Origin of the sequence: Caballeronia temeraria, from assembly GCF_001544795.2 — a bacterium.
GTDB lineage: Bacteria > Pseudomonadota > Gammaproteobacteria > Burkholderiales > Burkholderiaceae > Caballeronia > Caballeronia temeraria.
Window position 1 is genome coordinate 102,227 of record NZ_FCOI02000023.1, and the last position, 8,563, is coordinate 110,789.

The following is an 8,563-nucleotide window of genomic DNA, read 5'->3' on the forward strand; positions in this document are numbered from 1 at the left end:
CGCGCCGGCCATCAAAAAATTCGCGGCTTCAATAGCTGCCGAGCAGGAACTTCAGTCGGCGCATCGGGGTATCGAGCCTGTCGGCATGGCCTGGACGGTTGTCGAACAGCACCGAATATCGGTTCACGTCGATATTGTTGCGTCGGCACATGTCTGACCACGCGCCAATCAGCGAAAGATCGAACGAGGGCGCCGGCGCGCTCGCCGATGCTGCCGCCGGTGGCAGCTGATCAGCGAGCTTCTGCCGGAACCGGCTCGCGTTGCGCGTGCGCGCCTCGTAGTAGATGTCCCGGCGCGTTGAATGCCAGAGATGAAATGCCACCTGCCCACGCAGGAGCGAAGGCAACGCGAGCCGTGCGAGTTGGCCTCGGAAACCGGAGGCGAGAAGCGGAGCACGCACCGGCGCATCGATCAGCATTTCCTTCGAACGAGGAATGGCGTCATGAAGCCACCCAAGACGAATCAGGAAGTCGAGGTCTTCATATCCGTGACCGCTGAAGCTGCTGTCGAACCCGCCCGCGCGGCGGTAATCCTCCGTGCGGAAAACCGTTACTGAACTTGGAATCGCCATGTGCAGAAACGGCGCGCGGCGAAATCGCAAATAGTCGTTCAACAGGCTTTCCGGCAACACCCGACGGCGGACTAGATCGGCCGAGCCACGGCGCGACAGATACAGGCAAGGCAGTACCTGGAACGGCCTTTCGTTTGCGAGAACGGACGCGCCGACGCTCGCGAGAACATCGCGGTCGATGTACACGTCTGCATCGAGCAGCAGCGTGAGCGGCGTCTTAACGTGTTCGATGGCTTCGTTGCGCAGCCGCGCCGTATTCACTTCACCGCCATAAAACGCGCCGCTTATCAGCGATGCTCCGTGATGCGCACAAAGCCGCTTCAGGATTCGATCGCAAAGTCCGCCGCGGTTATTGTGTCCGATGACGACCTGAAGCCCCTGAGCCTGTGCGCGATTCAACAGCCGGGCGACGCGTCTCAGCAGATTCACGGGCCGGCGCGCGAGATCGACGGGAACGAGAGCAGTGATCACTGGGCCTGCTCCGCCGATTCACGCGCTGCGGATTCTCCGAAGCTGAAGCCCAGGTTCGTGAGCACGCGGCGGTAGCCTTTGTCCGGTCCGCTCTCCGATACTTCCCTGCCGCCGGGCGCGCGCGAGCGCAAAGGCGCATCGAGCGGATGTTGCTTGATCGCAAGCGACAGCGGACCTGCGCTCAATGCCTCCGCGTTGCAGACCTGGTCGAGCGGAATCGGCTTGAGCGCTTCGACGGCAACCGGATCGAGCGCCGGAACATAGCTGAAGGTCGCGGAACCGCCGCCGTCGAGATTGATGGCGTCAGTCACACCGCACGCGCGCATCACGCTCGCAACGCCGTTGAGCGAAAGACCTTTCGAATCGCCTCTTCGTCCTTCGACCATCAAGATCACCAGGCGTCCCGTGTCGTGCTGAACACCCACCGCCGTGCGCGGATCGAGATCGAGCGTCGAGTTCATATGAGCATCATCGACGAGCAACTCCCGATGCACGACTGCTCCGTCATTTCCGCGAATCCAGTCGCCGGAAACGATTACATCGAAGCGGCTCGCATCCACGTGATTCGCGTACCCGATTGCCGGCGCGCCGTTTCTCCTGAGCGCGAGCACGGCCGGGGCATGGCCCGTCAATGGTGGCAGGCTGCCTTGAAAGGCATAGGCTTTATATGGATACGCCGCAAGCTGGCACTCGGGAACATCGTGCGGCGGCATCCAGAAGTATCCGGCATTGATCGCGAGCGGCGCACGCGCCTTGGCTTGCCACGCCAGCGTCGTCTCGCGATGAAGCGGAGCGCGTGCATCGCAATTCGCGCTATCCGGCTCGGTCGCGACTGGCCTGACGTCAGCCGCCATCTCGACGACGGCGACATAGCCTTTGACCGGCATCGCGCCCTCGCCGCTGTCATAAGTGCCTTCGAGCGTACCGAGGCCGAGTCCGCCCGCACTTGCCAGCGCGGGCAGTACTGCACAGCACGCCGCCGCGATCCACTTTGCCCCTTGCATCCTGTTTTCCCGTTCGTTGCCGGATATATCTCGCATACTTGCCGTGTCGACCGCCTGATTCACGCGCCTACAGTCCGAGTGCCACCTTCGCGCTGATGGCAATCTGATAAACGATTTGTGCAATGTCCTTCACGAACTGACGCGTCTTGAAGTCGACCTTCGGCAAGACCATGATCTGGTCACCCGGCTTGATCGTCTTGTCGCGGCGCGCGTCCGTGAATGTGCCGTCGAGATGAGCGACGATCACGCGAGAGCCATCCGCATCCTGCGAGAAGCCGCCGGCCTGCGCGATGTAGTCGTCCACCGAATAGCGATCGTTGGCCGCGATGGTATTTGGGAACAGGACCTCGCCGCCCACTAGCACGAGACCATCCTTCGCCGGGACTCGCAGCACATCGCCGTTTTCCAGCAGCAAGGCGTCGCGCACATCTCCCTTGCCGATCACGGTTTGTCCGGTCGGTTGAATCGTGCGGGCGCGATCGACCCATTGCAGCGCGAGCGCCGCTTCGTCCTTGCGCAAGCGCGCCTCTTCCTCGGTGCCCGAGCGCGCGGTCAATACAGCCGCTTCGAGATGCTGAAGTTCAGAATCGAGCAACTGCTTCTGGCGCTGCTTGACGCTCATGCGAAAGAGCTGCACATCATCCGAAGCGGATCTTTCGGTCATCTGCACTTGCGACAACAGCGCGCCCAGGCGTGTGCCATAGGGCAACACGTACTCCTGCTGTCCGCGATGCTCGCCCTCGACTCGCACAGTGATCGTGCCGGGTTGCTTGTCCGCCGTGAATTCGATCTGGTCGCCGTTGTGCAGCGAAACGGAAGCGCCATCGGCGAGCGGAAAGTAGTCGACGTTGACCATCGTGCCGGCGTTGCGCGTCACACGCACGTGCGTCGCGGCTGCATCCGGCTTGGCAGCCGACGCGATCTGCGCGAGCGTAGTCGAGACTCCGGCGAATTCGAAACGGCGCGCGCTCGATGCAAGCCCCGTCACGCTGACGGTGCTATGACGCGGCCCGACGAAGATCACGTCGCCGTCGGCGAGCGGTGGCGCGCCGAGATCGCCGCGCAAAAGGAAGTCATACAGATTGAACGTGCCTCGCACGAGACTTCCGCGCTTGACTTGCACATCGAGGAAAGAGCCGCGATCCGGATCGATGCCGCCCGCCTGGTCGAGATAGCGCAACAGCGTGTCGCTCGACGTCCCGTCGTACATGCCCGGATGTCGCACGAAACCAGCCACATACACGCGTACCGGTTGCGCGGCCTGAAGATCGACGTAGATGGAAACGCGACTGCTGAACACGCGGCGCAGCGCGCTAGTGACGGCTGCCTGCAAGTCGCGGTTGGACACGCCCACGACGCGAAGGGGACCCGCGTGCGGCAGAAAAATCGAACCTTGAGAATCGACCGTCAGCACGGCGTCGAAGTCATAGCCGCCCCACATGCGCAGCCGGATACGGTCTCCTACGGAGATGGCGTAATCGCCGTTGAAGGTAACCGACTTGCCGCGCGAAAACGCGCCGGTGAAAAGTTGCGCGCCGAACACATCGCTGGCGGCGTTGGCCGCGTAATCCTGGCGCTGCGTCAGCGTCAGAACGGGGGTCGCGTTATCCGGCAAAGCGGGATCGCCCGATGTGGCGCGCGGATCGTCGAAAAGCGGCCGGACGTTCATCGCTGCATTCGGGCCGCCGATCGGCCCATCCGTCATCGTGTTCGGTGCCGCGTTACCGATGCCGCGGCTAAAACCGTCGGCAGGACTCGATGCCGTCGCGGCCGACGCGCTTTGCCCGTAGACGGACTGCAGGGCGACATTGGTCCCGGCCAGCGAATCGCTACGCGCGGCAAACGCGCTGACCGCAACCGACGACAACACACCTACTGCAATGACACGAAACATGACTTCAATCCCGATGGTCGCGAATGATCGCGCCGAGCAAAAAGATGACACCCGCGATCAGTATTGACACCATCGCGAACACAATGACGTTGTACAACCGCCGCGGCTCGAGCGATTGCTGCGGCAAATTGGCCGACTGAAGAATCGAGACGCTCTTGATCTTGCGGGTCGCCTCGACGCGCGCTTTTTCGAGCGAGACGAGCGCTGTCTTGTAGACGTCCTCCATGAAGACGGCCTCGGCCTGAAGTCGCTCCTGCTGCTCCACGAGCGCATTGAGCGGATCGCCCTTACGCGATGCCAGGCGTCCCTGCTCAGTTGCAATCTGCCGCTGTATCGCGGCAACCTGTGCGTCGATCTCGATCATGTCCGGCGCGTTGGCCGTGAGGTAACCCTCCATTGCATGCTTCTTCGCGGTGAGGTCGGCGCGCTCGGCTTCAAGACGCGCCACGACTTCCGACACGCTCTGGACCGTCGCCGTCGGCGATACGAGCCCATTGCGGTTCTGGAATTCAAGCAGCTTCTGACGCGCAGCCATCATGCGGTCGCGAATCGTCACCAGTTGCTTTTCGATGAACGACACCTGCTCTCCCGCCAGTTGATTGTCCTCACCGTTCATATCGGCCTCACCCTCGCTGACGAGCGCCTGGGCGAGCGCCTGCGCCATTTGCGGGGTATAGCCCTGCGCTCGCACGACGAGCAGTTGACTGTAGTCATCGTACGTCGCCGTCACGCGCGACAGGTAGTACTGGTAGAAGCGTTCATCAGGTGCGTCGCGGTCCCACAGGCGCGAGAGCACGTCATGTCGAGAGTCGCTGAAGTGCTCACGCAGATGAAGCTTTTTGTCCAGCCGCCGCATCATGTCGATCGACAGCAGTCGGTCCTTGAAAAGGAGCAGGTCTCGCGATTCACTTGATCCCGATATGACGGAAAGCAGGTCGCCCGACGGCCCTCGCGCAACCGAGTCCGTGCGTTCCACGACGACGTGCATCTCCGCTACATAGCGATCTGAGGCGATCAATCCCCAGTACACCGACGCACCAAGGATAGCGACCAGAACGAGCAGTTTCAGCCAGTGGCGCCGCCAGGCGCGCACCCGCGCGGTGGCGCGTGGAAAGGTCTGCACCGCGCGCAGCAAGGCATTGGAAGGGTAAAGCTTCATTGAACGATACTTTCTTTATAGCGGGCGAGGGCTTCGTCGAGGTCCTCGAACCAATGCACCTGGCCTTGGTTAACCCAGATGGCGCTGTCACAGAAATTTCTGAGCGTGGACTCGTCGTGCGAAACCATCACGAGACCCGCGCGCGATGCAAGATCGCGGAATGCGTCGCGCGACTTCTTACGGAACGCCGCGTCGCCCACCGACGTAAGCTCGTCGACGAGATACAGATCGAAGTCGAATGCAAGCGACACAGCGAACGCCAGGCGGGACCGCATGCCGGAGGACATCGCCTTTACCGGCTTTTCGATACCCGCTCCCAGTTCCGAGAACTCGCGTACGAACGCGAGCTTCTCCGGCAACTGACTCTCTGGCACACCATGAAGCCGCGCAATGAACTTTGCGTTCTGAGTGCCCGACAATGAACCCTGGAAGCCGCCGGAAAGCCCGAGCGGCCATGACACCCGACAAGTCCGCCTGATCGTCCCGCGCGTCGGTCGGTCCATGCCGCCAAGAAGATTGAGCAGGGTCGTCTTGCCCGCGCCGTTTCGTCCAATGACTGCGAGCTTCGCGTGGCGCGGAATCTCGAGGTTGACGCCGTCGAGCACGACTTCGCTACCGTGATGGCTCCGATATCGCTTCACCAGATCTTTGACGACGATCATCGTTCCACCAACTTTCGGCCGAACCGCGCATGCAGAAACAGACCCGAGACCACGAGCACGAGCGAACAGATTCCAAGATAGGCCGGACTCACGAGATCCGGCTCGTGATAGGCCTCAAAGAATCCAGCTCGAATCATTTCGACGCCGCTCACGATCGGGTTCATAAAGAACAGCGGACGAACGGAAGCAGGAATCCACGACGACGGATAGAGCGTTGCCGACATGTAGTAGATCGGACCGAAGGACATCTTGACGATCTGTCCGACTTCCGGAACAAGCTTCGCGCAGGCCGAGAAGGTCAAGGCGAGTCCGAGACCGAGCGACCACAACATGAAGAACCCGAAGAGCACTCTCAGCGGATCTTTCATCGAAATGTCGACGCCGAAGAGTCCACACCCCGCGATCAGCAAAACGCAGATGAGAAGATAGAGAAACCCCTCAAGGAACGCGCGGGCCAATACCGTATCGATCGCCTTGATCTGCCGATACGAAAACAGCGCCATGTTTGCCGAGATTGCGTCCATGCCGCGCGTGGCGACACTGCGCATCATGAAAAACGACAATACTCCGACGCCGATAAACAGCGGCGCGTTGATGCCAGGAATCAGGTGATGCTGAATGAGACCATGCCACAGCATCAGAAAAACCACGTGCTCGCCCGGCTCCAGCAAGAGCCATATCCATGCCCCGCGTTCCAGGGAAATGCGCGTGACAGCTTCGCGCAAGACGAGCGCGTATAGCACAGACCGCGTCACACTCAAGGAGGAGCGCGGCGATTGGGACCGCGTACCGTCAGACATTGCGTTTGGTTTCGAACGTGACGGCCTGCGACAGAGCACGGTCGGCCGGAGACGTACGGCACGAAGCTTTCGACGTTGAAACGCTTATCGGGATGTCGAGCGGCGAAAGGCCGCAGGATACGTCATTTGCGTGCTGCACTTGGGTTACCGATCACCGAATGAAGCGAATGCGCGAGCACTCGCTTAGTTTCGGAAACACATTTCCGTTACAAGTTGATGAAACCTTCAGAAGTCGGCCGAACTATATATCAACCCGATAAGCATTCGTTTAAAAAATTGATACTTTTCGGTCAAGATTGCTTTTTTGCAACACTTCCTACAATTCTTCCAGTAAAGATTTAACATTCGACCGCATTCAGCGCGCGGCTCGTAGGTGTTCGGCATAGCTACCGTCCCGCGCAGTCATTGAGGCAAATGAGAAACCGAATGAAGGCAGGCGCCGACGTACGAATGACGCCTCACGCGGCCGTATCACCACGCGTTCATACCGGCGCGAATAAAGGTCAAAGCAACCTCAGTTCATGAATAGCCACGCGCGATATCAAAGGCTTGATCAACTGAGCCGTTACGAGAATCTCCTTCTGCTCCAAGGCCCCAACGGCCCTTTCTTTCGGCGGCTCGCGCTGCGCCTCACTTCGCTCGGCGCAAAGGTCACAAAAGTCAACTTCAACGGTGGCGACTCGTTCTTCTATAGGGACAAGTCCGCGATCCACTATCGTGGCACTCGCGAAGAATGGTCGACTTTCGTCCGTGATCTGATGTTCGAGCGATCGATCAAAGCCCTTGTTCTGTTCGGTCAATGGCGTTCGATCCATCAGACGGCCATCGGCATTGCACGTCAGTTGGGAGTGAAAGTCTTCGTGTTCGAAGAGGGCTATGCTCGCCCGTGGTGGATCACGCTCGAGGAAGGCGGCGTGAACGACGCGTCCGCTCTCGTCGATGTGGATCCTGAAAAGCTCCCGGCTTATCCGCAGATCGCACGGCCCGAGCGGTTCCGTTTCGCCTTCAGCCGAATGGCGCTTTATTCGCTCACCTACTTCGCGTTTGGCACGCTTGCGCGAAAACAGTATCCCCACTACGAACATCACAAGCCATTCCGGCCGCGCGACACCTTGCTTTGGGTCCGGTCTGCTTATCTCAAGACAAAGCAGCATTTCGTCGAAAAGCGCACGATTGGCTCGCTACTGGATGCCTACGGCCCAGACTTTTTTCTCGTTCCGCTTCAGATCAACACGGATGCTCAGATCGTCCATGCGAGCAACTGGACTGGCAATCGCGAATTCATCGAAGCAACTATCCGCTCCTTTGCGCAACATGCGACATCGACGGACGTGCTCGTGTTCAAGCACCATCCGCTTGAGCGCGGACATGCAGACTACGCGCCGCTGATTCAAGCAATCGCGGCGGATGAAAACGTCACGAAACGCGTACTCTATATTCATGGCGGTCACGTGCCGTCTCTTCTCAAACGCAGTAAGGGCGTCGTCACTGTCAATTCGACCGCGGGCCTGCAGGCGCTCTATCACGGGACGCCACTTTGTGTCACAGGAACAGCATTCTATGCCCGGCCCGCGCTCGTGCATGAATCCGATCCCGACAAGTTCTGGCAGGCGCCAGTCGAACCGAATCGATCCAGCTTCACGCGCTTCTACCGCTACATGATGCACACGACACAGATCAACGCTTCGTTCTACGTTGCGGACGATCTCATACCGTCGGGGATTCTTCGAAGAACGATGCGAGTCGTCACGAAGCTCGCAGGGTCCGCCGCCGCATTGGCCGTCTTCGATTCGGGAGGTGCCTTCGCCGTAACGAAGGTATTCACAGGATGGTTCGCGCGCTTGCTCCAGACGCTGAATTAACTCAGGCAAAAAAATGGCGCAGCCTCGTCCAAGGCTGCGCCATTTCTCAATCCCAAGCGTCTATCAAACCGCCCGGCGCACCATCAATTCCTTGATCTTGCCGATCGCCTTGGTCGGGTTGAGCCCCTTCGGGCACACGT

The 8,563-nt window shown here is 59.9% G+C and carries 7 protein-coding genes and 1 pseudogene; 1 reads left to right on the plus strand and 7 read right to left on the minus strand.

The annotated features are described in order from the left end of the window. Positions 1 to 28 precede the first annotated feature (28 nt). From AWB76_RS27270 to AWB76_RS27295, 6 genes are all read right to left on the minus strand, one after another. Complete coding sequence (locus tag AWB76_RS27270) at positions 29 to 1,042, minus strand: galactosyltransferase-related protein (RefSeq protein ID WP_061163238.1); 1,014 nt, start codon at positions 1,040 to 1,042, stop codon at positions 29 to 31. Continuing rightward, positions 1,039 to 2,046, minus strand: a complete 1,008-nt coding sequence (locus AWB76_RS27275; protein ID WP_061163239.1) for a phosphodiester glycosidase family protein — start codon at positions 2,044 to 2,046, stop codon at positions 1,039 to 1,041. Before AWB76_RS27275 ends, AWB76_RS27270 begins: the two co-directional genes overlap by 4 nt. Positions 2,047 to 2,113: 67 nt before the next feature. Continuing rightward, complete coding sequence (locus AWB76_RS27280; protein WP_082864545.1) at positions 2,114 to 3,940, minus strand: polysaccharide biosynthesis/export family protein; 1,827 nt, start codon at positions 3,938 to 3,940, stop codon at positions 2,114 to 2,116. Positions 3,941 to 3,944: 4 nt separating this feature from the next. Next, entirely contained in the window at positions 3,945 to 5,075 is a 1,131-nt protein-coding gene (locus AWB76_RS27285; protein WP_244173462.1) for a KpsE/RkpR family capsule polysaccharide export protein, read from the minus strand. Positions 5,076 to 5,095: 20 nt separating this feature from the next. After that, the gene (locus tag AWB76_RS27290; RefSeq protein ID WP_061163241.1) at positions 5,096 to 5,761 is read right to left on the minus strand and encodes an ABC transporter ATP-binding protein; all 666 of its coding nucleotides are present in this window, start codon (positions 5,759 to 5,761) and stop codon (positions 5,096 to 5,098) included. Further along, positions 5,758 to 6,486 (minus strand): ABC transporter permease, encoded by a 729-nt coding sequence (locus tag AWB76_RS27295; RefSeq protein WP_244173463.1) that lies wholly within the window; start codon positions 6,484 to 6,486, stop codon positions 5,758 to 5,760. The genes AWB76_RS27290 and AWB76_RS27295 overlap by 4 nt, the downstream gene beginning before the upstream one ends. 596 nt (positions 6,487 to 7,082) lie before the next feature. Here AWB76_RS27295 and AWB76_RS27300 point away from each other — a divergent pair. Continuing rightward, entirely contained in the window at positions 7,083 to 8,423 is a 1,341-nt protein-coding gene (locus AWB76_RS27300) for a capsule polysaccharide biogenesis protein (RefSeq protein ID WP_061163243.1), read from the plus strand. A gap of 63 nt (positions 8,424 to 8,486) precedes the next feature. On the opposite strand, the pseudogene sdhB reads toward AWB76_RS27300, so the two are convergent. Next, positions 8,487 to 8,563, minus strand: a pseudogene (gene sdhB / locus AWB76_RS41170) (succinate dehydrogenase iron-sulfur subunit); the annotation flags it as partial.

Coding starts and splice junctions, on each gene's coding strand:
- AWB76_RS27300 (WP_061163243.1), top strand. CDS start 7,083: ATGAATAGCCACGCGCGATATCAAAGGCTTGATCAACTGAGCCGTTAC.
- AWB76_RS27290 (WP_061163241.1), bottom strand. CDS start 5,761: ATGATCGTCGTCAAAGATCTGGTGAAGCGATATCGGAGCCATCACGGT.
- AWB76_RS27275 (WP_061163239.1), bottom strand. CDS start 2,046: ATGCAAGGGGCAAAGTGGATCGCGGCGGCGTGCTGTGCAGTACTGCCC.
- AWB76_RS27280 (WP_082864545.1), bottom strand. CDS start 3,940: ATGTTTCGTGTCATTGCAGTAGGTGTGTTGTCGTCGGTTGCGGTCAGC.